The following is a 24,321-nucleotide window of genomic DNA, read 5'->3' as shown; positions in this document are numbered from 1 at the left end:
TGTGCTTTTTCAGTGACTTATGACAAGTCGGCTTTTGCTTTGGCAATGGCAGCCCGGACTTGTTCTGTCCCTGTGCCGCCCAGAGAATTCCGGCGGTTCATGGCTGTGTAGGAGTCCAACGCGTCGTAGATATCCTCCTCAATCAACGGCGAGATGTCCTGATACTCGTCCAGCGCTACATCCTGCAAGTAGATTCCCCGCTGAATGCAGGAGAGGACGAGCTTGCCGACAATTTCATGCGCCTGCCGGAAAGGAATACCTTTTGCCGACAAGTAATCCGCCAGTTCAGTTGCATTGGAAAAATCTTTTTCAGTTGACTGCGCCATAGTGTCCGTCTTCACTGTCATCGTGTCGATCATGCCGCTCATGATATCAAGACTGGTGGATAGCGTGTATACCGTATCGAACATGCCTTCTTTATCTTCCTGCAAATCTTTATTATAAGCCAGAGGCAGGCCTTTTAAGACAGTCAGCAGACCCGTCAGCTGACCAAAGACCCGTCCTGTTTTTCCTCTGACTAGTTCCGCCATATCAGGATTTTTCTTTTGCGGCATGATGGAACTGCCAGTCGAGAAGGTATCTGACAGTTCAACAAATTGGTATTCGTGACTGCACCAGAGGATGATTTCTTCGCAAAAGCGGGAGAGGTGCATCATCAAAATGGCGCTGTCACTTAAAAATTCAAGAATGAAGTCCCGGTCGCTCACTCCGTCAAGACTGTTTTCGTAAATCCCGCCAAAGCCAAGCAGTTCAGCAGTGTACTTGCGGTCGATTGGAAACGTCGTCCCGGCCAGCGCGGCACAACCAAGCGGGGAGAGGTCGATTCGTTTGAGACTTTCCGAAAGACGCTCCTCATCCCGCGTCAGCATTTGATAGTAAGCCATCAAATGATGGGCAAACGAAATGGGCTGGGCATGCTGCAGATGCGTGTAGCCGGGCATAACTGTTTCAACATGCTGTTCGGCTTTTGTCACCAGCACAGTTCTTAAGTGCCGGATTTTTTGAATCAGCTGCTGCACCATGTCTTTCAAATAGAGATGCATGTCAGTTGCGACTTGGTCGTTTCGGCTTCTCGCCGTATGGAGTTTGCCGGCTACCGGCCCAATTTCCTCATGCAAAAATGTTTCAATATTTAGATGGATGTCTTCGTTTTCAATCGTAAATGTCAATTCGCCGTTTGCCAGTTTGTCTTGAATGCGTTTCAGTCCGGATGTGATGGTGTCCATATCTTCTTTTGAAATAATGCCGCATTTGCCAAGCATGCTGACATGAGCCAAGCTGCCCTGAATATCATAGGGAGCAAGTTCCTGGTCGAAAGCAATGGATGCGCCGAACGCATCAATCCATTGCTCGTTTTTTCCTTGAAAACGGCCGCCCCAAAGTTTTTTCATGTTGATTACCTCTTTTAGTCAATTAGGAAATAAATAACAGCTTGCCGGTTTCCTTATTCCATCCGCAGAGTGGAAAGAAACTCACCTGAGGCAAGCCTTATTTATTTGGACAGCACATAGTTGCTTCCGGGCAACTGCTGCCTCGCAACAGATTTGTTATTGGTTGATGCTTTTTTGTACTTCTGCGTGAACTTTTGAAGGCAGTCCCCACAGTTTGATAAATCCGACAGCAGCTTCCTGGTCGAATGTATCGGCAGAAGTGTAGGTGGCCAGATTTTCATTGTACAAGCTGTTTGGCGATTTGCGTCCTTCAACGATGGCATGTCCTTTAAAGAGTTTCACACGGATTGTGCCGTTGACGTAAATTTGCGTGGACGCGATAAAGGCCTTCAGCGAATCGGTCAGCGGATTGAACCAGAGTCCGTCGTAAATCATCTGACTCAACTGCAATTCGATGACTGGTTTGAAGTGCGCCAGTTCCCTGACCAGTGTGATGTCTTCCAGTTCTTTGTGGGCTTTCAGCAGGACTGTAGCGCCGGGACACTCGTACACTTCCCGAGATTTGATGCCGACCAGACGGTTTTCAACGTGGTCGATTCGGCCGATACCGTGCTTTCCGGCCAGTGCGTTTAAATTAAGAATCAGCTGTGCCAATGATTTTTTCTCGCCGTTGACCGCTACCGGGACACCTTGCTCAAATTCGATTTCGATAATGTCCGGAGTGTCCGGTGCGTCTTCAATGTTCACCGTCAGGTCATAAGCACCCTCCGGCGGGGTTGCCCACGGGTCTTCCAAGATCCCGCATTCATTGGCACGTCCCCATAAATTCTGGTCAACAGAGTAGGGGTTGTCCAAATCGATAGGAATCGGAATATTCTTTTCTTTGGCATAGTTGATTTCTTCTTCCCGCGACCACTGCCATTCGCGGACCGGTGCTATAACGTTCATTTCCGGTGCGAGTGCGGCGATGGCTACTTCAAAACGCACTTGGTCGTTACCTTTTCCCGTGCAGCCGTGCGCAATCGTCGTTGCCCCGACTTCTTTAGCCAGCTCCACCAGTTTTTTCGAAATCAGCGGGCGGGAGAGGGCGGAGACCAGCGGGTACTTTCCTTCATAATAGGTATGCGCCTGAAGTGAGACAAGGGCATACTCTTGTGCGAACTCTTCTTTGGCGTCTATCGTATAGGAGGCGCTTGCCCCGACGGTCAATGCTTTCTCTTTGATGAAATCCAAATCTTTGCCTTCGCCCACATCCAAACAGCAGGCGATGACATCGTATCCTTGGTCGATCAGCCACTGTATCGCAACTGATGTGTCTAAACCGCCTGAATAGGCTAAAACAACTTTTTGCTGTGTCATGTCACTCGAACTCCTTTAATCGTATTTAAGAAGATAATACCACTGATTTTCGGTAAAAACAAGCAAAAAATAAATATTTATACATAAAAAACCGCGTATTTAAATATTTATACTTTATGCAGCCGTGAAAAAATATGCAATTTTCATAATGAATATTTATGAATATTGATAAAAACGGCTTTTGTTGTTTTTTTCTGAAAAAGTTTATGATAGTATATAAATAGCGAAATTAAAGGAATGAGACAATCGATGATTACAATGACTGATGAAAGACGTTTTTATAGATTTCCAGCCTTCGATGATGAAACAGGCGTAAAATTGACTAAAAAAAATAAACGCAAATTATTTGAAAATGACTTTAATGATTCATATAAATATAGCACTAATTACACAGAAGAAATCGAGTTTGATACAGTAGAATATCAGGACTATGACGGCTATGAACACACCAGCCAAAACCGGCCGCAGACCGCATATCACGCGCCGCAGTCCGAGTATGCCAATAAAATCTACGATAAACAGGAAGACAGTCCGGTGATTCGCCCCGGATCGCCGTTAAACACGCGTTACGGTGCCCATAACGATGGCGGTACGGGTTTCCACTCATCGCACCAGCTTCCGCGTGAAGAGGCTCCTAAGCGCTTCAGACCGAAGTATATTCCTGCGTCCATGATTGAAGACGACAGCCTGACAACGTACAGCCAAGAACAGATTATCAGCGAGCTGCGCAAAAACCGTGCCAATTTTTCTCTGGCGACCGATACAGACGATGAGTCGGATAACCCGGCTTATTTCAGCAAGTCCCAGCACAATGACGTTCCGATGACACGCAGCGAGTTTAAAAAGCAAACCAAGGATACCAGCAGTTTTTCTGTGGACAAGATGGCATCATTTATTCCGAAGTCGTTAAAAGGATTCGGCAACAAGCAAAGTGATGCCCAGCAGGAGACGGCTTATTTTAAAAAGCATTCAGAAGAAGCGGCGGATAAACGCAAAAAGCAGCGTTTGGATAAATCCCTTTCAGGCATTATCGCAAATGAAACAACGACCCATTCAAATAATTTTTATTTTGAATAAGTTGTTTTTGCTTACATTGTGGACAGCAGTGTAAGTTTTTTTTGTTGATTATTTTTTATAAGTGTATGATAATGTGAAGCGAAACCTCGGCATTTTCGTCATGGCAGGCCAGGTTTGTTTTTTGAAAAGGGAGAATAATAATGAATATTGACAGAGATAAACTATATCATTTCGTGGGCATCAAAGGGTCGGGGATGAGCTCGTTGGCTCTTTTGCTGCATCAAAAAGGCTACAAGGTGCAGGGCTCAGATGTCGACAAGTATTTTTTTACGCAGCGGGACTTGGAGAAAGTCGGTATTCCTGTGCTGACGTTTTCTCCTGATAATATTACAGACAACATGATAATCATTGCGGGCAACGCGTTTCCTGATACGCACGAGGAGATTCAGGAAGCATTGAAAAAAGGGTTGCAGGTGATTCGCTACCATAAGTTTTTAGGTGAATTCATCAAGCGTTTTACCAGCGTTGCCATTACCGGTTCGCATGGCAAAACCAGCACGACCGGGCTGATTTCCCATGTGTTCAGCGGGATTGCGCCGACCAGCTATTTGATTGGCGACGGGACCGGCCACGGACAACCTGATTCTCATTTTTTCACATTCGAAGCGTGTGAATACAGACGGCATTTCTTGTCGTATGCACCGGATTACGCGATTATCACCAATGTTGATTTTGACCATCCGGATTATTACCGGAGCATTGATGATGTGTTTGATGCGTTTCAGACGTTTGCCTCACAAGTGCAAAAGGCAGTCGTTGCATACGGTGACGATGCTTATTTGCGCAAACTGAAAACAGAGGTGCCGGTATATTATTACGGTGTAAATGAAAACGATGATTTTCAGGCGCAAAACATCTCGCGCAGTACATCCGGTTCGGAATTTGATGTGTACCATAACGGCCAGAAGATTGGCCACTTTCAGCTGCCGTCTTTCGGCTTCCATAATATCATGAATGCATTGAGCGTGATTGCCATCAGCTACCTGGAAGGCTTCGACATGGAAAAAGTAGCCGAAGAGATGGTCACTTTTTCAGGCGTGAAGCGGCGGTTCAGCGAAAAAATCGTCAATGACATGGTCATTGTTGACGACTACGCGCATCATCCTGCCGAAATCAAGGCGACGATCGATGCGGCACGTCAGAAATACCCTGACAAAGAAATCATCGCGGTGTTTCAGCCCCACACATTCACACGCACAGTAGCGCTGCTGGATGACTTTGCAGCTTCGTTGGACTTGGCAGATGCTGTGTACTTGTGTGATATTTTCGGGTCGGCACGCGAAGACAGCGGCGGCATTAAAATTGAAGATTTAGGAGATAAAATCACTAAAAAAGGCGATGTCATCACGGTCGAAAACATTGCACCGCTGATGGATTACCATGATGCAGTGATGATTTTCATGGGTGCCGGCGACGTGCAAAAATTCGAAGTCGCTTATGAAAAAGTTTTGGGACAAACCCGTAAAAATATTATGTAAACTGATATGACGAACTACTTTCTGTTTTAAGATGGAGATGATGACCAATGGCGCCCATTCACCGCGGATAAGGTGAATGGGCGCCATTGGTCATTGCTTTAATAATGTGAATTAGTTTTTCCGACAAGACTCAAGCTGCCCGCTTTGCATGCGGAATGGTCAATGGCCAACTAAACCGCCAATCCTTACCGGTCACAAGTCATTAACCTAAAAGCATGACGGCTGAACTTTTAGTCATCATGCTTTTTTCGTGTCCTGTTCGCCTAAAGAGCGGTTATTTTTCTTGTTATTTTCCTATGTTTTGATACAATGAAACTATCAACGGAGGTGGTTGACGACTATGATATTAAAACCAAGGAAAATTGGGAAATCAATTGATGACATTGAGGAAGGCGACTCGTTAAGCTTAACGGAAAAAATCGAGGACAATCAACTGCTGCTCTATCTTGGGCTGACGAATGATGCCAACCCGCTTTACATCCAGCATGACTTTGCTGCACAAACAGATTACAAAAAGCCGATCGTTCCGAGTATTATGCTGATGGGCATCATATCCAGTGCTATTTCGAAACATTTACCCGGTCCAGGCTCTCATATCGTGAATTTTTCAAGTAATTTTTTGGAACCCGTGTATCATTACGAGACCGTGACATTTGATTTCGAAGTGATCAAAGTCGATACGATGAAGGAGGTTGCCACGATTTCTGTCAAGGCAATCAATGAGGAAGACCAGCGTGTGCTTGATGCTGTTGTCATGGTGCGGCCGCCGATGAAGACATCAATTGAAGAAGGAAGTGAAAGCGATGATGGAGAATAAACAACAAGCAAAAGCAAGCGGACTGAGCGGTTTTTTCAGCCGGGTCTATGCGTATGTCGGATTGGGGGTCGGTATCAGTGCGCTGGTATCGTATCTGCTTTCCACAATGTTTGTTTACGAGTACGAACGTTTCTTATATAGTTCACCATTTACTTTTTGGGGGTTGTGGATTGCCCAGCTGGCGCTGGTATTTTACCTCGGCAGGTCGGCTGTGAAAGATACCCCGATCGTCAAGTCGATTATCGGCTATGTCGCTTATTCGGTCTTGACGGGTGTGACGTTAACAGCAACCTTGCTGGTGTACACCGGCGAAACAGTGACCAGTGCGTTTATCACAACAGCTGTCACGTTCGGCGTCATGGCGGTTTTCGGTATGGTCACCAAAAAAGATTTGTCAGGTTGGGGACATGCACTGATCAGCATGGTGCTGGGTATCATTATCGCCATGCTGCTTAATGTCTTTATCTTGCGCAGTGAACCGGTCGAACTGTTCATCTCACTGGTGACAGTCGTCGTGTTCGCCGGTCTGACGGCTTACGACAATCAAAAAATCAAGGCGCTGTATTATCATTACGGCGGCTCCGCTGTACAAGGACTTGCCATTTACTGTGCATTAATGCTGTACCTTGATATCATCAACTTGTTCTTGGCGTTCCTGCGTATTTTTGGACGCGATTAACAGCCAACAAAACATCGGATACATCGTGTATCCGGTGTTTTTTTCGCAAAAAATCGGCAAATGCAGCCAACATCCGTCATAAATAACTCGTCGGCACACCGTGAATCATCGGTTGAATCAGGGTGTTTGTTATAGTTGACATATAACATATTTTGTTATAGCATGTATATAACAAAAAAAGAAGGTGACACGCATGTTGACTCAATTAACAGCAATAGACTGGCGACCGTTCATTCCGATTTTTATTATTTACGGGCTGCTCCTCGTTTCAGCGCTGCAAGACATTATCAGGCACCGCGCTGAACGTCGGCATTTTTGGTTGTGGCTCTCGGTGATAGTCCTGATAACGACGTTCGGTCCCGTCCTTTATTTTTTGTTTGGAAGGAGGCAGAACGCATGATAGACATAACTGGCGTGACGAAGACATTCCGCGGCAAGCCGGCAGTTAAGAATGTGTCTTTAAGTCTGGCTGATGAGGAGTGTGTGGGGCTGATTGGTCCGAATGGTGCCGGTAAAACGACGCTGCTTAAAATGCTGGTGGACATTATCCGTGCCGACACCGGCACGATAATGATAGACGGCCGGCCTGTTGCCGCATGCAAAAATGACATTGGCTATCTAGGTCAGACGCCGGCCTTTCATGGTTGGCTGACCGGGGAAGACGCGTTGATTTTTTCAGGGAACTTATCCGGCTTGGCAGGCAGTGTGTTACAGCACCGTGTGACCGAGGTTTTGCATCAAGTCGGTTTATGGGACAACAGAAAACGCCAAGTTTCTCATTTTTCAGGAGGGATGAAACAGCGGCTCGGCATTGCGCAGGCAATATTGCACAACCCGCGTTTTTTGGTGCTCGATGAGCCGCTGTCCGCGCTCGATCCGATTGGCCGGCGCGAGGTGATTCACATTTTGACGGAACTGAAGCAAACGGCGACAATCATCCTTTCAACGCATATTCTAAATGACGCCCATGAGCTATGTGAACGTTTCTGTCTGATGAAGAAAGGGCAAATCATCCGTGATATTTCTTCTGCTGATTTTTTGGAAAGGAATGGCTCAAACACGATTTTCATTGAATTTTCAGGAGATGTAAAACAGGTGCTGGCTCATTTATCGCAGCTGCCCTTTGTTGTATCGGCTGCTCCGTACGAACGCGGCGTGACAGTTGTCTTGCAGGAGCCGTTGTTTAAACACCAGCTTCTGACAGTATTGCTGTCAGAGAAAATCGACCTGTTTAAATTTGAAGTGACGCAGGATTCGCTGGAAGACATCTTTTTGAAAGAGGTGTTGTAAAAATGACAGCATTCAACACATTATTTAAAAATGAATTGCGTCAGTCTGTTACTGACAAGAAGATTGTGTGGCTGCCGCTTGTGATGGCGCTGCTGGGAATCAGCCAACCGCTGGTTCTGGCATTTCTGCCGGAGATTATGGCGCAAGTTGGCGGCATTGAGTCGGCCGGCATCATCATCCAAAAGATTAATTACTCGGGTGCAGAAGTGTTGAACAGCACACTGTCGTCACAATTTGACCAGCTCGGCTTATTCATTATCATCGTCGCGTTTGCAAACGTGGTGCTTGCGGATAAAAAGAACGGTATGCTGGACTATCTGCTTACGAAGCCGGTGTCGGGAACGGCATACATACTGAGTAAATGGGCTGCTGCCTGTTTGATTACTGCTGTTAGTCTGGCAGTTGGTTTTGGTTTGTCCTGCTACTATACGGCGATCTATTTCAGTTCTCCGTCTGTGCAAAGGACCGCCGCCGGTTTAGCAGTTTATCTGCTGTGGCTTATGCTGGTACTAGGTGTAACTGTATTCGCCAGTACTGTTTGCCGGGGACAAGCCGTCGCAACCATCATTCCGTTGGGTGCGGCCGTGTTGCTGCAGTTGATTGCCGGGCTTGAGTTGAAGTTGAACCGCTACAATCCAGCCGGTGTCAGCCGGCAAGCGGCGAATCTTTTGCTGGGGGACCGGCTGTCTCCTGATTTTAAAGTACAGGCGGCAGTACTGGTGATGTGCCTCTGCGGGTTGATGGGGGCGCTGTGTTACTTGCTGGCCGGCAGATATGTGTCAACAGGCAAGGAAGGAGAGACGTAATGTATATACGGATAGAGCCCGAGAGCAAAACCCCGATTTATACGCAGCTCATTTATCAAATTAAAACAGGGATTCTTCGAAAGGAACTGCTTCCGGGCGAGACACTGCCAAGCGTCCGCAGTCTTGCCAGAGATATCGGCATCAATATGCACACAGTCAACAAAGCTTATAAACGACTGCAGGAAGAAGGGGTGCTGATTCAGGATAAAAAAGCATTTCTCGTGAATCCTTCTCAACAAATCGACGTACCGGACGAGGTTAATCGGGATTTTGAGGAACGGTTTGAAGAATTGCTGATTGATGCGAAAATTTTTCGCATGACAAATGACACCATGGAGCAGTTAAAGGAAAAAATCGAAGTCAGATTAAAAAAGGGTGAGTCTTAAATGGTCGGTATGTTTGTTGGATTGATGGCAGGGTTAGTGATTTTTATGGGTGTGATGACCGGCTTGACGCCGTATTTCAGCCGGAAAAGCAGTCAATTCGGTGTGACGCTGCCTCCCGCTTATCAAAAAAAGCCTGAAATCAGCCGCTATCAAAAATATTTTTTATGGCTAAATACAGCAGCCGGCATTCTGGCTGCGCTGCCGATGTGGTTTTTTGCCGGGATAAAAGATGAGGAACGCATGGCGATGCTGGTTTCCTTGTATACTGTCTTTGCGATACTGATTGTATTCATTGTATCAGCAGCGGGTTTTTTAACGATTCGCAGCCGCATTCTGGCATTTAAGAAAAGTCTTCCGAAAACAGCTTTTCAAACCCAAAAAGAGATTGTTGTGGATACGCATTTCCGGGAAAAACGTCTGGTTGTACCAAACAGTATATTTATCGGCATCCAGCTGCTGATTATTGTCGCAGTCGTGGCCATCACGGTGATGAACTATGACACGATTCCCGACAGAATCGTGACGAATTGGGATATCAACATGCAGCCGAGCCGAACCGTACCTAAACATCTCGGGTCAGTATTTGCCATACCGGTTATGCAGTTGTTTATGCTGGCAGCCTTGACGGTGGCAAATCGGTCATATCAAAAAGCCAAGCAGCAAGCAGACAGCCGCCACCCTGAAATCAGTTTCCGGAAAAACCGTAAGTTCCGGTTTGCTTCATCGCTTATGCTGCTGATTGTCAGCGTGGCAACGCAGCTGCTGTTTGCGCTGATTCAAACGATTATCATATTTGACAACATGGAGCGGATTAATTTTCCGCTGATTATTATTATTTTTGTAGCGGTTTGTCTGGTACTGAGTCTGTTCGTGTCGTTTAAATATGGTCAAGGCGGTGAGCGGTACCGTCTGCCGGGGGAAAAAACGGGAGAAGCGGATGAGACCGTCGCTCATTTTGATGATGATGCCAACTGGAAATTCGGGGTCTTTTATTTCAATAAGCAAGACCCGTCGCTGTGGGTCGAAAAGCGATTCAGCATTGGAACTAGTCTGAATTTTGCCAACTGGCGCAGCTGGGTGCTGATTGGACTGATTCTCTTGCTGCCGCTCTTGCTTACTGGGCTGCTGATGCGCTAAATACAACCAAAATAAAGCCGGGCCTTTTGCCGGCTTTATTTTTTTGTCTGCAAAAATAATGTTCCGAGCGGCCGTGTCAAGATGGCTGGCAGTTGATGGAACGCATCTGCTTATAGCGGTTTTTGCGGTGTTCGGCGAAAAATAATATAAAAACATTTCAAGAATCATGCTAGATTTAGAAGTTGGGGGGACAAATTTGCAGAGGAGATGCGTATGAAAAAAACAATAAAATTATTGGCTGTCGGGCTGCTTCTCGGCCAGCTGTGTGCCGCACCGGTTGTTCATGCCGCAGAAACGGCAAGGGTTGAACGCAGCGCACAAACGCTAACAAGCAAAGAGAAGAAAATCGTGGATGCGCTGGTGGATGAATTTGTGACAACGTACAAAGCGTACAAGTCGGAAAAAAAGAACAGGACGACAAAAAGCATCATCACCGATACACTTGCCGACATTATTTTTAACACGGCGTTTGGCCGCGATTCGGAGCTGGCCGATTTAATTCTGAATGATTACTCAAGCTACGGCTGGGTCGACTGGTATAACAGCCTGCCAAACACCGAAACACGTGAACTGACGGTTTATGATGAAGTCACGCAACAAAATCTGACTCTGAAATCAGAGTATATTGACAACGGTGCGGATAAAACGATTTTGCTGCAGCAAGGCTGGCGTTCCAACGGCTACAACATGATGTCCCATGCACAGCAGTACAGTGCACTCGGCTACAATTTGCTTATTCCCGATGCCCGAGCCCACGGTGAAAGCGAAGGGGACTACAATACATTCGGCCATTATGAACAACACGATTTGAACAAATGGCTTGATGATGAGCTGCGCCGCCGGCCGGAACAGGAACTGATTGTTATCGGCGTGTCGCTAGGGGCAGCAACAACGATGCTGTCGCAAGAAACTCCGCATCAAAATGTAATAGCCTATGTGGCAGACAGCGGGTTTCAAAGCATGGACAAGCAGTTCCGTTCGCTTATCGGGATGATTTATGAGTACATCCAGTTCATTCCGGAAATTGACAAGTATGACTGGGATGAGTCCGCAAACTGGCTGTTGGATTTCATGGAAGAGCACCGAATCAAACCGATTCTCGGCATGTCGCTGGCGGATGTCTCGCCGTTGGCAGCTGTTCAGAAGTCTCCGCTGCCCAAGCTGTTTCTGCACAGCGAGGCTGATGCCATCATCAAGATGGAGCAGACAGTGACATTGTATAACCGTGCCGTCGGGTACAAAGAACTTCATACCCGTCCGGGTTCAGCCCATGCACAACTGATTCTGGATTACCCGGATGAATATGCGGACATTGTCATGACTTTCATTTCGTCGGTCCGCGAACAACAGACCGACCGTAATTGCCTGCCGGCAAAAATTGCGGAAAAGAAAAACCTATTGGAAAATCCGTCATTTCAACTGACAGAAACAGGCTTTGAAAGCTGGCTGGTCAAGGAAAACGGGGCCTTTATCGACAAACGGCTCCAGAAAAACAGCAAAGGCGAATGGGTATTAAGCAAGTATAAAAAAACCAAACTTGACGGTATGACAGCTGCCCAAGCAGGAAACGGTGTTTCTTTTTATGCGTATCCGAAAGCTGAAGCTGTCATGCTGGGACAAGAGGTCTGGCTGCAGGCGGGTCAAACGTACCGTCTTGATTTTTCCGTGCAGAACACATCGCCGGGAAGATGGACGATTCCTGAGATGATTTACGGGTTCGGCGACCAAATGCACCAGGAATCACTGAAGCTCAAGAAAACTGTGACAAAATCACTGAACTATACACCGGCAACCGATGAATCAGCGACAGTCCAGTTCGGTTCGCAAGTGAATAATTACAATATTTTTGACTACAATTACACGTATCTCAATTTTTCGGATATTGCAATCTACAATGCGGACTTTACACCGCCAGCGCAAGTCAAACTGACTGACACGACTTATGATGTCACGGAAAATAAACTGACCGGGACAGGTCAAGGAGAGCCTGACAGCTTGATAAGCATTGTCTCGGAGGACGGCAATGTTTTGAAAGAGGTCAGGACTGATGCAAAAGGCATGTTCCGGTTTGAATTGCCGCACATCAGCGAGTTGACGCATGTTCATGTTGTGAACTGTGATGCCAACGGCAATCAGAGCATCTCTAAAGTGTTGTATTTAAAGTAGAGCCAATAAAAAGATAACAGCCTGTTTACGGAAGCTGTTATCTTTTTTTGTCAACCGTCATACTTCCTGGATTGTCTTTGTTGTAAAGCTGTTGTTATTTTTCGCATTGTCCGTTAAAATTTGATAAAATGTAAAGGATAAGATTGGAGAGAACCTAAATGAAAAAAAACAAGCTGCTTTTAGTAGATGGCAACAGTATTGCATTTAGGGCTTTTTTTGCCCTTTATAATTCGCTAGAGCGATTCAAAAATAAACAGGGGCTTCACACTAACGCAATCTATGCGGTGAACACCATGTTGGAAAATATCGTGGCAGAAGAACAGCCGACCCACATCTTGGTGGCGTTCGATGCCGGAAACACCACGTTCCGTCATGAGTACTTTGAAGACTATAAAGCCGGACGGGAAAAAACACCAAGCGAGTTCAAAGAGCAGATGCCGTACATCCGCGATTTAATCGACGGCCTGGGCATGAAGCACTACGAACTGCTGAATTATGAAGCCGACGACATCATCGGGACGCTCGCCAAGCAAGCGGACCCGGAAGAGTTTGACATTGTGGTATTGTCGGGGGACAAAGACTTGACGCAGCTCGTCTCAGACAATGTCACCGTCAATGTCACCGTCAAAGGAGTCAGCGAAACGGAAGTCTATACGCCTGCACACATCAAAGAGAAATACGGGCTGACGCCTCAACAAATCATAGACATGAAGGGGCTGGCGGGCGACCAGTCCGACAACATTCCCGGTGTGACCAAAATCGGCGAGAAAACGGCAATCAAATTGCTGACAGAATACGGCACAGTTGAAAATATTTATGAACACATTGACGACATGAAAAAAAGCAAAATGAAAGAGAATCTCATCAAAGAGAAAGACATTGCACTTTTGAGTAAAAAACTGGCGACCATCAATGTCGAAGCGCCGATTGATGTGTCGTTGGATGACTTGAAATACGAAGGAAAAAATCTGGATAAACTGGTGCCGTTTTACAAAGAAATGAACTTCAACTCATTTCTGGATAAACTTGGTACTGACGGAATTGAACTGCCGGCTGAAGATATGGCAGAAGTCCCGTATACATTGGCAGAGGAAATCACATCGGACATGTTTGAAACGGACATGTCGCTTTACGTGGAAATGCTGGATGACAATTACCACACAGCAGATGTCATCGGCATTGCGTGGGGCAATCAGGAGCGGATTTATGTGTCGGAAGGCTCGGCTGTTCTTGAAAACCAGCTGTTCCAAAACTGGCTGGCAGACAGCTCGCTGACGAAAAAAGTCTTTGATTTTAAACGGACATATGTTGCGCTGAACCGTTTTGGCGCAGCGTTTAACGGTGCAAAATTCGATATTTTGCTTGCAGCCTATCTGCTGGATACCTTAGGCAGCAATGACGACATCGGGGAGTTGGCATCAGGGTTTGATTACCGTGATGTGGACACTGACGAAGCAGTTTACGGCAAAGGAGTCAAAAAAGGTGTTCCCGCAGATAAAGCTGCCTTTCACAGTCATCTTGCACGCAAAGTCAAAGCCATTGATGTGTTGTACGCGACATTGACGGCAGCTCTTGAAGAGAAAAATCAGTCGGAACTTTTTTACGACATCGAGTTCCCGCTGTCTAAAATTTTGGCTGATATGGAAATCACCGGCATCACTGTCCAAGCGAGCCGGCTGGAAGAGATGAAAGTCGAATTTGCCCAGCGGCTGCATGAAATCGAACAAAAAGTGTATGAGGAAGCAGGCGAAACTTTCAACCTCAATTCGCCGAAACAGCTGGGTGTGATTTTATTTGAAAAAATGCAGCTGCCGGTCATCAAAAAAACGAAAACAGGTTATTCTACAGCAGTCGATGTGCTGGAACAGCTGCGGGATAAAGCGCCGATTGTCGATTATATCCTGCAGTACCGGCAAATTGCTAAAATCCAGTCGACTTATGTGGAAGGCTTGCTGAAGGTCATTTTCCCTGACGGCAAGGTTCACACACGTTATATCCAGACATTGACACAAACAGGCCGGCTCAGTTCAGTCGATCCCAATTTGCAGAATATCCCGATTCGTCTGGAGGAAGGACGTAAAATCCGGCAGGCGTTTGTGCCGAGAGAGAAAAACTGGAAGATTTTCTCATCAGATTACTCTCAAATCGAACTGCGTGTGCTGGCTCATATATCGGATGATGAACATTTGAAAGAAGCGTTTATCGCCGGTCAGGATATCCATGCCAGTACTGCCATGCGGGTGTTTGGCATCGAGCACGCGGAAGACGTGACCCCGAATATCCGCCGTCAGGCAAAGGCAGTCAACTTCGGCATCGTCTACGGCATCAGCGATTATGGTCTGTCGCAAAATCTGGGCATCAGCCGTAAAGAAGCAAGAACATTTATTGATACGTATTTTGAAAAGTATCCCGGTGTCAAAAAGTATATGAAAGACATCGTCCGTGAAGCCAAAGACAAGGGTTATGTTGAAACACTGTATCACCGCCGCCGCTATCTGCCGGATATCAACAACCGCAACTTTAATTTGCGTTCCTTTGCGGAAAGAACGGCCATCAACACGCCGATTCAAGGCAGTGCGGCAGATATTCTGAAGATAGCCATGCTGATGATAGACAAACGCCTGCGGGAAGAAAACATGCAGGCAACCATGCTGCTGCAAGTGCATGATGAACTGGTCTTTGAAGCACCGGAATCGGAAATTGAAACATTGCAGACAATCGTTGAAGACGTGATGGAGAATGCCGTGAAACTGCGCGTGCCTTTGAAGGCGGACAGCAGTATCGGCGATACGTGGTATGAAGCTAAATAAGAGATGTTAGGAGAGTTGTTATGCCTGAATTGCCAGAAGTTGAAACAGTCCGCAAAGGATTGGAACAGCTGGTTTTACAGAAGAAAATTAGCGAGGTGTCTGTGTATTGGCCGAGGATTATCGACAGTCCGGAAGTCGAGTTGTTCACACACCAGCTGATTGGCGAAACCATCGAGCAAGTGAACCGGCGCGGGAAATTCCTTATTTTTTCGCTGACACATGTTGACATGGTTTCCCATTTGCGCATGGAAGGCAAGTATGAATTTCATCAGAACGGCGATGCGCTGGCGAAGCACACACATGTGGTGTTTCGCTTTGATGACGGGACGGAATTGCGGTATTTGGATGTGCGCAAGTTCGGCAGAATGACATTGCTGGAGAAAGGGGCTTGGCCGACACATCCGGGAATCCGCAAGCTCGGACCTGAGCCGGTATCTGAACAATTTCATTTGGCGCCGTTCCGCGAAGGATTGAAACGTTCCGCCAAAGCCGTCAAGCCGCTCCTTTTGGAACAGAAACTGGTGACTGGTCTAGGTAATATCTATGTTGACGAAGCGCTGTTCCGCAGCCGTATTCACCCGCTGCAGGAAGCAAGCACATTGACGAAGCAGGAAACAGCCGTGCTGCACAGCGAAATTATCGCGGTGCTGGCGGAAGCTGTCGCGGCCGGCGGGACCACTATCCGGACATACCAAAACGCATTGGGGGAAGCCGGAAAATTCCAGGTTGCTTTAAGTGTATACGGACAAACCGGCAAACCGTGTCCCGTCTGCGGCACACCGATTGAAAAAATAAAAGTGGCTCAGCGCGGCACGCATTACTGTCCAACGTGCCAGAAATACCGCAAAAGAGTCATAAAGCAGGTGAGAGCGTGACATTTGTACTGGGATTGACAGGGGGGATTGCATCCGGAAAATCCACTGTCAGTCAGTATTTCAAAGAAAAAGGGGTGCCTGTGATTGATGCCGATGATGTGTCAAGGCAAGTTGTCGAACCGGGCACCGTTGGGTTGGAGCGGGTCGTTGCCGGTTTTGGCGCAGATGTGTTGCAGCCGGACGGCCGGCTAAACCGCAAGAAGCTCGGCAGCATCGTTTTTAACGACAAAGAAAAACTCAACCAGCTGAACCGTCTGCTCCACCGGGAAATCAGGAAAAAGATACTCGCTGAGATAGACCACTACAAAGAAAAACATACGCCGTTTATCGTCGCGGATATCCCGCTGCTGTTCGAAACGGACTATGAGGACTATATGTCGCAAATAATGACAGTATTTGTACCGCCAGCGGTGCAAATAGAGCGGCTGATGAGCCGCGACCAACTGACCAAATCCGAGGCTGAACACCGGATGGACACACAGCTGCCGCTTTACATCAAAACCCAGCTGTCCGATATCGTCATTGATAATTCGGGTACAATTGAAGACACACACCGTCAGATAGACCGCTGGCTTAAAGAAATGACCCAAAAAGGTTTTATTTAAAAACAAAGGAAAATCCTTTGTTTTTTTCTTTTCCGGTGATGTCGGACAGGCCGTGGTTTTGTTTGTTTTACTATACCAATTTGGTCTATACATGTTATAATGTGGATAATTAGGTGGTTGTGTCACCTGACATAAAAAAACACATATAGAGAGGAGAAACAGAATGCAGTGTCCAAGATGTCATTATAATGGGTCGCGAGTAGTCGACAGCCGTCCGGCAGATGAGGGACGTGCTATTCGACGACGCCGCGAATGCGAAAGTTGTGGGTTTCGTTTTACAACATTTGAAAGAATAGAAGTCGCTCCTCTGTTAGTCGTGAAGAAAAACGGTGCTCGTGAGGAGTTCAATCGTGATAAAATATTAAGAGGTCTGATTCGTTCGGCCGAAAAACGCCCGGTATCCATGGAGCAAATGGAACAAATCGTTGATAAAGTAGAAAACAAAGTCCGCCAGTTGGGTGAAAGCGAAGTGTCCACCACGCAAATCGGCGAGTACGTGATGGAGGAACTCGTTCATCTGGACGAAATTGCCTATATCCGTTTTGCCAGTGTGTATCGCCAGTTTAAGGATATGAGCGTCTTTTTGAAAGAGCTGCAGGAGATTATCGGGGACGACCCCCGCGAGAGCAAAGGAGCAGGTTAATTGGTTAATCCGTGGGAACAGTTACAGCCGAAAGACAGTTATTCAGTACAAGCGGCCGGCTCGTTATCCAATCTGGATATTCAAGTCTTGACTTTTTTATACCAGCCGATTATCGGCATCGAAGCATACAGTCTCATGATGACGCTTTTGGCAGAGCATGAACTGAGCGAGGCTGATTCAGATCACGCCGCACTGCATTCGGAACTGTTGAATCAGGTGAATCTCGGTCTGCCTGATTTTTTCAACGCCCGTGTGCGCTTGGAAGGCATCGGACTTATCCGGACATTTGTCAAAGAAATTTTCGACAGACGGCATATGCTCTATGTGATCCAACGCCCGCTGAGTGCATCAGACTTTTTCAAGGATGACATCCTTTCGTTGTTCTTGTTGGACTGTGTCGGCGAAAAGAAATTTAAAAAATTAGCTGAGACATTCCGTACGACGCTGGTGATGGATGATTCCTACACGGAAACGACGAAAAAGTTCGTGGATGCGTACCGGTTGTCAGACAGACTGCTGGCCGGAGGGCGGGAACTGGCAAATCAAGTCAAAGAAAAGTTTGCTGACGACAAACCGTTTGACCGGGATATTGACACCGGGACATTTGACTGGCAGTTTTTTACCAGTATGTTGGACGGGCTGTACATTGATAAAAAACAGCTTGATGAGCTGCGCGAAGTTATTTTGACATTTCACAGTTTGTACGGTGTCGATGAAATTCAAATGCAGCAGTACGTCATGCGTTCAGTTGATTACGTCACCAACCGCGTTCAGATAAACCAGTTGAAACACCTGATATATACGGCGTATCACGGCAAAACGGTGCAGCACACGCGTCAAGCGGACAAGACGGAACAAGCGCTGACCTCGCCGGAGGAGAAAAAAACTTACCGGTATAACAGTTTAAAACTTGACGGGTTTACCGAAGGCGAGATTAACGTGATTTTATCCAGCGAGGGCAGTCCGCCGATGCTTTACTTGAAGGCGATTAAGAAACAAAAAAAAGGATTCGTCACTGACAACGAACGGTGGACGGTGGAAAACATCCGCAAGCAGTCTGCATTGCCGGATGCGGTCATCAATGTGATGATACATTATATCCTTGTGGTGCAGAACAACGCCTCTTTGAACCAGAAACTGGCCAACGCCATCGCCAATGACTGGGCACAAGACGGTATCCGCGCACCGGAAGACGCAATCCGCAAAGTCCAGAAGATGGCGGAGGACAAACGGAAAAAAAACGCAGCGCCTAAGCGCCAGTATAAATCATCGGGACGCAAGGAAACCTTGCCCGAGTGGGCGAAACAGGCACCGAAGAAAGAAACACCCGTATCCAGCGAGGAGCAGAAAGCGCTCAATGAAAAGCTGGAGCGTCTGGGATTGTCGAGAGAGGATGGTGACTAGTTATGGAAGATATCGGAAAAGAGATGGGACGCCTGTTGGAATCCCGGCATTTGAATGAAAAATTCGATTCGCTGGTCAGCGAAGTGTTGGCGGATGAAGACGTGCAGCAGTTTATTGAAGAGCATCGCGACCGCTTGACAAATGAAGATATTGCCAAAAGTTATGCGAAGCTGTACGAATTTGTTCAAGAAAAAAAGAAATTTCAAATGAAAGATGCGACCATGCTGGCACCTGGTTATGAACCTCGTCTGTTTTTGAATTATCATTTCATTGATGTCACGTATGTGCCGACTGAATCGCTTTTGGCTCGCCAGCGGGAAGCGGAAATCCGCAGCCGTGTCCAAGCCATGGACATGCCGAAGGATATCCGTGATGCGCGGCTGACTCAATTTGAATTGACGAACGAGCGTAAGGAAGCTTATATTGCGGCGCTTGATTTCATTGACGCCTATCAACAGGACCCTAAAGGCTATCACAAGGGGCTGTATTTGCAGGGAACGTTCGGTGTCGGTAAAACATATTTATTAGGTGCCGTTGCCAATGCGCTGGCAGAGAAAGGCTTTCAGTCGACGCTGATGCATTTCCCGACTTTTGCAGTTGAGATGAAGCAGGCGATCGGCAAAGACACGATGGCCGACAAACTGGAAGCGGTGAAAAAAGCGCCGATTTTGATGCTTGATGATATCGGTGCCGATTCGATGAGCAGCTGGATAAGGGACGATGTGCTCGGTGTGATTTTGCAGTTTCGCATGCAAGAGCAGCTTCCAACCTTTTTCTCATCCAACTTCAGTATGAAGCAGCTGGAAGAAGAACATTTGAGATTGACGCAAAGAGGCGAAGATGAACCGCTGAAGGCCAAGCGGATTATGGAACGCATCCGTTACTTGTCGCGTGAAATAAACATGGTGGGCGAGAACAGACGGAATGTCTGACAGAGCTGAACAGCCGCCTTGACCATAACAAAAAACCGAAAAAGCGTACCGCCCGAAAGGCTTCCTTTTTCGGCTTTTTTAATGCACCGCCGACGCAATCATTATGTAAAAGAATATCTTTTTCGGGAAGCAAACCAGCCGCACGAGATACACCAAGTAAAATTAAAAGAGGTGACTAGCAAGATGAAACGTTTAATACCGGCGGCCGCTGTGATACTGCTGTCGCTGACGTTATGGGGGTGCCAGTTCCAAACACGCCAGAACGGGCAAAGCACGGCCAGTCAATCAGCCGATGAAAAAAAGATAGCAGTGTCGGTCACGCTGACTGCAGATCAAACAACAACGAAAAAAGACATCACAACCACGCTGAAAACCAGTCTGATGGATGTGATGAAGGACAATTTTGATGTAGTGGAAGAAAACGGCATGATTACAGCCATCGACGGTCTGGCTCAAAATGAGCAGGAAAAACGCTACTGGGTTTTCACTATCAACGGTGAACAAATCAATACCGGTGCAGCCGACACCTACCTGAAAGAAGGGGATGCCGTTGAGTTCACGTATGAATCCTTCTAGCAAAGAGTCCGGCCGCGTATTTTCCTTGCGAGAGCTGTCTTATATGGCTTTGATGGTCGCAGCATGCGTCACTGGCCGCCTGCTGTTTCAGGGCATTCCCAACGTGCAGCCGATGACCGCCATTTTTCTGATTATAACAGTACAGCTGGGAGCGAGCCGGGGCATGCTCATCAATCTGCTGTCTGTTGTCGTGACCAACATCTATTTGGGAATGGGGCCGTGGACAATCAGCCAGCTCATCAGTTTCAGCGGCATCATCGGTCTATTCGCACTTTTACGGAAAGCGGAGCGGTTCCGGCGGTCGCTTCTGCTGCAAGTAGCGGCCGGCTTTTTGGCAGGTTTTGTTTACGGACTTATTATCTCAGTGATCGATGCTCAACTGTACGGCATCCCGGCATTCATCCCTTACTACATGCAGTCGCTTCCGTTTGATTTTTTGCACGCGGTTGGCAATGCCGGCTTTTACTTAGTGTTGGCTCCTGTCCTGAACAAATTGTTTGTCAGGCTTTTATGACATACTGACGGGTGCCTTGGGAAATAATACGCACTTTTTCCGGATAGAAATCATTCAATACCGATTCGTTCATCAGTTTGCCGGTACTCCCTTGGGCATAAATTTTGCCGTCCCGCAAAAGCAGGAGGGAATTAAAGACCGGCAGTATTTCTTCTGTGTGATGCGTCACATAGAGGACGGTCGGTGCGTGAGGCCGTTCAATCAGCCGGGACACTGTCTCAAGCAGCTCTTCCCGTGCGAACAGGTCGAGTCCGCTGCAAGGCTCGTCAAGAATCAGTACACGCGGGTCGGCCATTAGCGCTCTGGCAATCAGCACCAGCTGCTGCTGTCCCTGAGAGAGCGTGTTGTAGGCGGAGCCAATCAGCTTTTTGCCGCCGCAGTCAGCCAGCAGCTGGACGGCTGTAGCCAGATCATCATCGGAATAACGTTCATAAATACCGATGCTGGCAAATTTTCCGCTCAGCACGATTTTCTCGGCTGTTTCCCAACCTTTTATGCGTGCTTTCAGTGCGGAACTGACCCAGCCGATTTGTTTACGCAGTTCCGGAATTGATGTTTGACCGAAGTGTTCGCCCAGCACAGTGACGTGACCGGTTGTCGGCCACTCGTAGCCGCAGAGAATTTTCAGCAAGGTCGTTTTGCCGGAGCCGTTCAGTCCGAGAATGGCCCAGTGCTCACCAGCATTTACTTGCCAGCTGATGTCTTTGAGAATCGCTGCCTGTTCTTTCACAAAACTAACATCTTGAAATTTAATCACAACTGTCACTCCTTTTCATCATATTGTACTAGAAGTCGCAGATGAATTCTATAACAAACAATTTTTTGAAGGTGTCAAGAAAAACTCATTGACAAAGGAAATGGAGACTAGTATAATTACTCTTGTTGCTTAGAGGTGATAAAAATGAAATGGTCATTACTGGAGCTGAACAAATTTCAACACACACAGCTCGAATTTGATGAAGTATTGGATTTAGAGGCCTCCTTGCTTGAAAGAGACCGTGAAATCATCGCTGTGAAACCTGTTCATGTTTCAGGATTCCTCTCTGTGGAGCCGGATAAGTATTTGGCGTATTTCACTGTGGAGACCGTTGTGACACTCCCGTCATCTCGCTCGCTGACACCGGTTGATGTGCCCCTTGTCTTTTCAACAGACGAAACGTATATGACAACCGCCCAGTTCCAACAGATTGCTGGCGATGACAAAGATGCAGAAGAAGAAATCATGATTTTAGAAAAAGACACGATTGATTTAATCGAAGCTGTCGAAGATTTTGTGTTATTGAATCTGCCGTCTCAAGTGTTGTCAGAAGAAGAAAAGCAGGCAACAGAGCTCCCGAAAGGCGAATTTTGGGCAATTATTTCCGAAGAAGACTATGAAAAACAGCGTCAAACGACTTCGGAAGCTGAAGTGGATCCTCGTCTTGCTAAGTTATCCGAATTATTTGAGGAAAACGAGTAGGATTGGAATATATGCGTAATGTTTATTTGCGCAGATTTATTTAAGGAGGTGTAATACCAATGGCAGTACCAGCTAGAAGAACGTCTAAAGCTAAAAAAGCAAAACGTCGTACTCACTATAAATTGTCAGCACCTGGTTTGACTCCATGTCCAAACTGCGGTGAAATGAAAAAGAACCATCACGTATGTCCAGAATGCGGATACTATGATGGTAAAGATGTTATGAACGCAGAAGCATAACACATTTTTAAATTGAGAAAATGTGAAAAACCGTAGACTAACCATGGGGTCTACGGTTTTTTATTTTTTGGGCTCTTTGTCAAATGATGTAGATGGCTAGCATTTCAGCTTAATTTAATAACAGACTTAGACAAATTCGCTTAAACAGGGGGAACGGAAAATAGAAGTCAAGCATATAATATTGTTAAAAGTTATAAAAACCCCAAGTGAAAGCCTACTCGATATTGAATTCTATTTGCCCTTCTAAAACAGCTTTTTTCCCGCTATTCTCACTTTTGAATCCGACAAGTTGGATTTTATGTTTGCCAACGGCAATTTCGGTTAAGTCTATTGGATATAACACACCGTATGGGCTGTTGCTTTCTGGGCCTTTTGATGGGTCAACTATAGTCATGATAAATTTCCCATCTAAGTATAATGCTTGAGGCATTTCTATCGTGTTATCTTTAACAGCCACATAAATCAATTCACTAACATCTTCAGTAGTTAATGTTCTTATACCCTTCAGAAAATCTTCGTAGCGAGTCCAATCGTTAAACTCTTTGTCATTCAGTAACAATTGAATATTGTCACTTTGAGTATCACTAGTCGAACTTATATCAAACGATAACGGGAAGGTAAAGTCGTTTTCTTCATTGCTAGTTGACTCCATTTGATTTGAAGATTGAGCGATTGAAGAGGAGTTGCTAGGTGATTCTACATTTTTTTTTGCACTGCATCCACTTAACAATACAATAAAAAACATTGATAATATTAAACAAATCTTTTTCTTCATTGTCCTTACCTCCAAGTTTTTCTCACTTATGCGTTTATTTTGTAAGCGGGTAATAATCACACGGGCGCACAAATAGCGTCAGATAAGGTATGATTTTCATAGAAAACCATCCAACTTATCTGGCGCTCTTTTCTATAAGGTTAGCGACACGTTTGTTGACTCTGTTCTGACCATGGCAAATAAGTTTCCAATAATTCTGGATGCTGCCCAAACTCCACGTTAGGTAAATCAGAAAAGAGGCGACAAAGGTAGCGATACGGGTTGAGGCCGTTGGCCTTAGCTGTTTCGATTATGGTATAGGCCATGGCATTCGCTTCCGCCCCGGCTTCGCTCGTTGAAAAAAGAAAATTCTTGCGTCCAATGGTCAACGGGCGGATATGCCTTTCCGCTGAGTTATTCGATAAGACGAGACGACCATCTTCCAAAACCCGCATCAACGCTTCTTTCAGCTTTAGCCCATAAGCCACTGATTTCCCCAGTTTACTTTTACTCAAAACTGGCAAATTTTCTAGCCACGTCCAAAACTCTTCTAAGATAGGTCGCAGATGGCGGTGTCGATGCGTTTTTCTCTCAGAGGGTGACAAGTCTTTGAACGCTCTCTCAAGCGCAAACAGCTGGTTACAATAGGCAAGACCAATAGCGGCTTGTCCCTGGTCATCACCCGCTTCATGAAATTTCCGTCGCATATGCGCCCAGCAGCCGACAACGGTTAAACCGGGGATATGCTGATAAGCGGAATAACCATCGCAATGACAGTAACCGTGAAAGCTGTCCGTCAGGACATCGAGAATGTTCTGACGCTCTCGCGTCAGAGACGCATGATAGAAAACAACGGGATGGTCGGCTTTATCCAGTGTTTGGAATAACCACATGCGACCATCAGAGGTCGCGGGACGGCCATCT

At 46.5% G+C, this 24,321-nt stretch carries 25 protein-coding genes; 20 read left to right on the top strand and 5 right to left on the bottom strand.

Annotated elements, in window-relative coordinates:
* Positions 1-17 precede the first annotated feature (17 nt).
* Together argH and CBF27_RS11565 are read right to left on the bottom strand one after the other, a co-directional pair.
* Positions 18-1,391 carry an argininosuccinate lyase gene (gene argH / locus CBF27_RS11570; protein ID WP_126814477.1) on the bottom strand — a complete coding sequence of 458 codons (1,374 nt, stop codon included), beginning with the start codon at positions 1,389-1,391 and terminating at the stop codon, positions 18-20.
* A 156-nt stretch (positions 1,392-1,547) separates the two neighbouring features.
* Entirely contained in the window at positions 1,548-2,750 is a 1,203-nt protein-coding gene (locus CBF27_RS11565) for an argininosuccinate synthase (protein WP_126814475.1), read from the bottom strand.
* A 237-nt stretch (positions 2,751-2,987) separates the two neighbouring features.
* On the opposite strand from CBF27_RS11565, the gene CBF27_RS11560 reads away from it, so the two are divergent.
* The 18 genes from CBF27_RS11560 (at position 2,988) to CBF27_RS11475 (ending at position 20,945) form a co-directional block, all read left to right on the top strand.
* Entirely contained in the window at positions 2,988-3,827 is an 840-nt protein-coding gene (locus tag CBF27_RS11560; protein ID WP_211334657.1) for a hypothetical protein, read from the top strand.
* Between the two features lie 140 nt (positions 3,828-3,967).
* Positions 3,968-5,305: a UDP-N-acetylmuramate--L-alanine ligase gene (gene murC / locus CBF27_RS11555; protein WP_126814471.1), complete on the top strand. Its 1,338-nt coding sequence runs from the start codon at positions 3,968-3,970 to the stop codon at positions 5,303-5,305.
* Positions 5,306-5,645: 340 nt separating this feature from the next.
* Positions 5,646-6,122 (top strand): MaoC/PaaZ C-terminal domain-containing protein, encoded by a 477-nt coding sequence (locus tag CBF27_RS11550; protein WP_126814469.1) that lies wholly within the window; start codon positions 5,646-5,648, stop codon positions 6,120-6,122.
* Positions 6,112-6,801 carry a Bax inhibitor-1/YccA family protein gene (locus tag CBF27_RS11545; RefSeq protein WP_126814555.1) on the top strand — a complete coding sequence of 230 codons (690 nt, stop codon included), beginning with the start codon at positions 6,112-6,114 and terminating at the stop codon, positions 6,799-6,801. The genes CBF27_RS11550 and CBF27_RS11545 overlap by 11 nt, the downstream gene beginning before the upstream one ends.
* Positions 6,802-6,994: 193 nt before the next feature.
* Entirely contained in the window at positions 6,995-7,201 is a 207-nt protein-coding gene (locus CBF27_RS11540; RefSeq protein ID WP_126814467.1) for a PLD nuclease N-terminal domain-containing protein, read from the top strand.
* Positions 7,198-8,091: an ABC transporter ATP-binding protein gene (locus CBF27_RS11535; protein ID WP_126814465.1), complete on the top strand. Its 894-nt coding sequence runs from the start codon at positions 7,198-7,200 to the stop codon at positions 8,089-8,091. Before CBF27_RS11540 ends, CBF27_RS11535 begins: the two co-directional genes overlap by 4 nt.
* A gap of 2 nt (positions 8,092-8,093) precedes the next feature.
* Positions 8,094-8,897, top strand: coding sequence for an ABC transporter permease (locus tag CBF27_RS11530; protein WP_126814463.1), 804 nt, complete (start codon positions 8,094-8,096; stop codon positions 8,895-8,897).
* Positions 8,897-9,283, top strand: coding sequence for a GntR family transcriptional regulator (locus tag CBF27_RS11525; RefSeq protein WP_126814461.1), 387 nt, complete (start codon positions 8,897-8,899; stop codon positions 9,281-9,283). The genes CBF27_RS11530 and CBF27_RS11525 overlap by 1 nt, the downstream gene beginning before the upstream one ends.
* Complete coding sequence (locus CBF27_RS11520) at positions 9,284-10,420, top strand: DUF1648 domain-containing protein (protein WP_126814459.1); 1,137 nt, start codon at positions 9,284-9,286, stop codon at positions 10,418-10,420.
* Between the two features lie 213 nt (positions 10,421-10,633).
* Positions 10,634-12,586: an alpha/beta hydrolase gene (locus tag CBF27_RS11515; RefSeq protein WP_170175101.1), complete on the top strand. Its 1,953-nt coding sequence runs from the start codon at positions 10,634-10,636 to the stop codon at positions 12,584-12,586.
* A 158-nt stretch (positions 12,587-12,744) separates the two neighbouring features.
* Positions 12,745-15,396, top strand: a complete 2,652-nt coding sequence (polA, locus tag CBF27_RS11510) for a DNA polymerase I (RefSeq protein ID WP_126814455.1) — start codon at positions 12,745-12,747, stop codon at positions 15,394-15,396.
* 20 nt (positions 15,397-15,416) lie between these two features.
* Positions 15,417-16,271, top strand: a complete 855-nt coding sequence (gene mutM, locus CBF27_RS11505; RefSeq protein WP_126814453.1) for a DNA-formamidopyrimidine glycosylase — start codon at positions 15,417-15,419, stop codon at positions 16,269-16,271.
* Positions 16,268-16,876, top strand: a complete 609-nt coding sequence (gene coaE, locus CBF27_RS11500; protein WP_126814452.1) for a dephospho-CoA kinase — start codon at positions 16,268-16,270, stop codon at positions 16,874-16,876. The genes mutM and coaE overlap by 4 nt, the downstream gene beginning before the upstream one ends.
* A gap of 163 nt (positions 16,877-17,039) precedes the next feature.
* A complete protein-coding gene (nrdR, locus tag CBF27_RS11495; RefSeq protein ID WP_126814451.1) occupies positions 17,040-17,519 on the top strand; it encodes a transcriptional regulator NrdR in 480 nt (159 codons plus the stop codon).
* Complete coding sequence (locus CBF27_RS11490) at positions 17,520-18,923, top strand: replication initiation and membrane attachment family protein (protein ID WP_126814450.1); 1,404 nt, start codon at positions 17,520-17,522, stop codon at positions 18,921-18,923. It abuts the gene before it with no gap.
* A 2-nt stretch (positions 18,924-18,925) separates the two neighbouring features.
* A complete protein-coding gene (dnaI, locus tag CBF27_RS11485; RefSeq protein WP_126814449.1) occupies positions 18,926-19,855 on the top strand; it encodes a primosomal protein DnaI in 930 nt (309 codons plus the stop codon).
* A 183-nt stretch (positions 19,856-20,038) separates the two neighbouring features.
* Positions 20,039-20,431, top strand: coding sequence for a DUF4430 domain-containing protein (locus CBF27_RS11480; protein ID WP_126814448.1), 393 nt, complete (start codon positions 20,039-20,041; stop codon positions 20,429-20,431).
* A complete protein-coding gene (locus CBF27_RS11475; RefSeq protein ID WP_245986061.1) occupies positions 20,406-20,945 on the top strand; it encodes an ECF transporter S component in 540 nt (179 codons plus the stop codon). The genes CBF27_RS11480 and CBF27_RS11475 overlap by 26 nt, the downstream gene beginning before the upstream one ends.
* On the opposite strand, the gene CBF27_RS11470 is transcribed toward CBF27_RS11475, so the two are convergent.
* Positions 20,932-21,711 (bottom strand): ABC transporter ATP-binding protein, encoded by a 780-nt coding sequence (locus CBF27_RS11470; RefSeq protein WP_211334656.1) that lies wholly within the window; start codon positions 21,709-21,711, stop codon positions 20,932-20,934. The two genes, CBF27_RS11475 and CBF27_RS11470, sit on opposite strands and share 14 nt — an antisense overlap.
* A gap of 135 nt (positions 21,712-21,846) precedes the next feature.
* Between CBF27_RS11470 and CBF27_RS11465 the strand changes: the two genes are divergently transcribed.
* Positions 21,847-22,404, top strand: a complete 558-nt coding sequence (locus CBF27_RS11465; RefSeq protein ID WP_126814446.1) for a YceD family protein — start codon at positions 21,847-21,849, stop codon at positions 22,402-22,404.
* 59 nt (positions 22,405-22,463) lie between these two features.
* The gene (gene rpmF, locus CBF27_RS11460; protein ID WP_126814445.1) at positions 22,464-22,643 is read left to right on the top strand and encodes a 50S ribosomal protein L32; all 180 of its coding nucleotides are present in this window, start codon (positions 22,464-22,466) and stop codon (positions 22,641-22,643) included.
* Positions 22,644-22,857: 214 nt separating this feature from the next.
* On the opposite strand, the gene CBF27_RS11455 is transcribed toward rpmF, so the two are convergent.
* Positions 22,858-23,418 carry an LptM family lipoprotein gene (locus CBF27_RS11455; RefSeq protein WP_126814444.1) on the bottom strand — a complete coding sequence of 187 codons (561 nt, stop codon included), beginning with the start codon at positions 23,416-23,418 and terminating at the stop codon, positions 22,858-22,860.
* Between the two features lie 140 nt (positions 23,419-23,558).
* The coding region (tnpC, locus tag CBF27_RS11450; RefSeq protein WP_126814443.1) for an IS66 family transposase at positions 23,559-24,321 on the bottom strand (763 nt) is incomplete at its 5' end.

This window comes from Vagococcus acidifermentans, from assembly GCF_003987655.1.
GTDB classification, from domain to species: domain Bacteria; phylum Bacillota; class Bacilli; order Lactobacillales; family Vagococcaceae; genus Vagococcus_B; species Vagococcus_B acidifermentans.
Note: the sequence above shows the minus strand (reverse complement) of the source record. Positions and strands in the feature narration are given on the sequence as shown.

Coding starts and splice junctions, on each gene's coding strand:
- mutM (WP_126814453.1), top strand. CDS start 15,417: ATGCCTGAATTGCCAGAAGTTGAAACAGTCCGCAAAGGATTGGAACAG.
- CBF27_RS11560 (WP_211334657.1), top strand. CDS start 2,988: ATGAGACAATCGATGATTACAATGACTGATGAAAGACGTTTTTATAGA.
- CBF27_RS11550 (WP_126814469.1), top strand. CDS start 5,646: ATGATATTAAAACCAAGGAAAATTGGGAAATCAATTGATGACATTGAG.
- CBF27_RS11520 (WP_126814459.1), top strand. CDS start 9,284: ATGGTCGGTATGTTTGTTGGATTGATGGCAGGGTTAGTGATTTTTATG.
- CBF27_RS11535 (WP_126814465.1), top strand. CDS start 7,198: ATGATAGACATAACTGGCGTGACGAAGACATTCCGCGGCAAGCCGGCA.
- CBF27_RS11525 (WP_126814461.1), top strand. CDS start 8,897: ATGTATATACGGATAGAGCCCGAGAGCAAAACCCCGATTTATACGCAG.
- CBF27_RS11515 (WP_170175101.1), top strand. CDS start 10,634: ATGAAAAAAACAATAAAATTATTGGCTGTCGGGCTGCTTCTCGGCCAG.
- CBF27_RS11565 (WP_126814475.1), bottom strand. CDS start 2,750: ATGACACAGCAAAAAGTTGTTTTAGCCTATTCAGGCGGTTTAGACACA.
- murC (WP_126814471.1), top strand. CDS start 3,968: ATGAATATTGACAGAGATAAACTATATCATTTCGTGGGCATCAAAGGG.
- rpmF (WP_126814445.1), top strand. CDS start 22,464: ATGGCAGTACCAGCTAGAAGAACGTCTAAAGCTAAAAAAGCAAAACGT.
- CBF27_RS11465 (WP_126814446.1), top strand. CDS start 21,847: ATGAAATGGTCATTACTGGAGCTGAACAAATTTCAACACACACAGCTC.
- argH (WP_126814477.1), bottom strand. CDS start 1,391: ATGAAAAAACTTTGGGGCGGCCGTTTTCAAGGAAAAAACGAGCAATGG.
- CBF27_RS11455 (WP_126814444.1), bottom strand. CDS start 23,418: ATGAAGAAAAAGATTTGTTTAATATTATCAATGTTTTTTATTGTATTG.
- nrdR (WP_126814451.1), top strand. CDS start 17,040: ATGCAGTGTCCAAGATGTCATTATAATGGGTCGCGAGTAGTCGACAGC.
- dnaI (WP_126814449.1), top strand. CDS start 18,926: ATGGAAGATATCGGAAAAGAGATGGGACGCCTGTTGGAATCCCGGCAT.
- CBF27_RS11540 (WP_126814467.1), top strand. CDS start 6,995: ATGTTGACTCAATTAACAGCAATAGACTGGCGACCGTTCATTCCGATT.
- CBF27_RS11545 (WP_126814555.1), top strand. CDS start 6,112: ATGGAGAATAAACAACAAGCAAAAGCAAGCGGACTGAGCGGTTTTTTC.
- CBF27_RS11480 (WP_126814448.1), top strand. CDS start 20,039: ATGAAACGTTTAATACCGGCGGCCGCTGTGATACTGCTGTCGCTGACG.
- polA (WP_126814455.1), top strand. CDS start 12,745: ATGAAAAAAAACAAGCTGCTTTTAGTAGATGGCAACAGTATTGCATTT.
- CBF27_RS11530 (WP_126814463.1), top strand. CDS start 8,094: ATGACAGCATTCAACACATTATTTAAAAATGAATTGCGTCAGTCTGTT.